The 1,546-nt window shown below is 35.6% G+C and carries 1 protein-coding gene and 1 pseudogene; both read right to left on the bottom strand.

Features of this window, described 5'->3' with window-relative positions; translation table 11 throughout:
• Positions 1-260: pseudogene (ssb, locus tag MCO_RS09465) on the bottom strand (single-stranded DNA-binding protein); the annotation flags it as partial.
• A gap of 274 nt (positions 261-534) precedes the next feature.
• Positions 535-1,062 (bottom strand): hypothetical protein, encoded by a 528-nt coding sequence (locus MCO_RS09470; RefSeq protein WP_007554212.1) that lies wholly within the window; start codon positions 1,060-1,062, stop codon positions 535-537.
• Positions 1,063-1,546: the final 484 nt, after the last annotated feature.

Raw genomic sequence — 1,546 nt, forward strand, 5'->3', positions numbered from 1 at the left:
TTGCCATTTGCGTGTCTGTAATTTGCCTTCTATGTAAACCTTTGAACCTTTACTTAGATATTGAAGAGCAATTTTTGCCAAATGTGGATTAAAAATCACCACGGAATGCCATTCTGTTTTCTCTACTTTTTGATTGTTTTTTTATCTGTATAGCTCTCAGACGTTGCTATACTAAAATTGACTATCTCTGCACCAGAAGTCATTGTTTTGCTTTCGGGATTAGCACCAAGGCGCCCGATTAACATCACTTTATTTAGCATATTTGTAGCCCCATTAGATTTGCACTTTATACATGCAAAATCTTAGCATAATTTGCATATTTATTCAATTATTTCAAAAGGATATTATTGTTTTTTAACATATAAAATTATGTTTTTTATCTTTTGATAAACATAAAGCCACATCACGCAAATGACATGGCTTTCTTTTTTCTATTTTAAAACAGGCGCCCCCCGCGCCGCCACACCACTGCTTTTTTACGCAATTTGATCTAAAATCGTTTCATTTCCATTGATTATGATATTGTCACAAATGCTAGCATTGACCACAAACTTTGGCATTCCCCTTTATAACTGCTTTATCACACACCTCGGCATTATTAAAAACGCGGGCTTTCTCGTAAACGTAAGAAGAACCAAAAACCTTGGCATTATCATAAACCTTGGCATTATCGTAAACACTACCATATTCAAAAACCTGAGCATTGTCACAAACGCACGCCTTACCAAAAACATCAGCATTACCAAAAACCTGAGCATTATCAGAAATATAGGCATCATCATAAACCCATCCATTACCACCAACCCAGCAATCCCCTTCGTGACTTAAATTGCCCTCATGCTCTATAAAACCACCCAAGTCATCCGCTTTTACATTACCAAAGTCCCTTAATGCACGTATGCGATAAATGGTTCGAACTCGATCACTTAAAAGATCTTTCACTGTTTTCATTTCATTTGTTAATTTAAATTTTTTTGCAAGATCTTTCTTTTGAAAGGGGGTGTTGTCATTTGCAACAGTAGCAATAATGGAGGTCATTTGATTTTTAACTATAGCGTTCATGCTAGTAATCCTTAACGCAATGAGGTTTCTATTAACACCCTATAAGGGCGTCGGGCGCTAGAAACACGGCGTTAAGTCCGCTGTATGCTTTCCCCTAAAAAGGGTATTGTATGGCATAACCACACCCGACATAAATCATTATACGCTCTTAAAGCATAAAAGAAAGTCAGTATTTTAAAGACATGGGAGAGGCTGTTTCGTAACCTATCCGCTTAACGCTAAGTGTTTCTACACACTTGATACTTTTCTAACAGCACACCTTTCCAATGTCAACATGCCTTTGCAATTTTTTTCTTTTTTATACTTACCTAATTGAATATCAAGCGCTTTTTCTAGCTTGCTGTCTATAAGGTCATAAGAATGAAGTCTTTGTAAAAAAGTATAAAATAGGAAATTTTACTATGGCTTTTTAATGGAGCACTGTAGTGTGTAAATAGATATGTTTATTAAACTGCGTGTATGTAACATAAGGAACAATACACAA

This window comes from Bartonella sp. DB5-6, assembly GCF_000278115.1.
In the GTDB taxonomy this organism is placed as follows: Bacteria; Pseudomonadota; Alphaproteobacteria; order Rhizobiales; family Rhizobiaceae; genus Bartonella; species Bartonella refiksaydamii.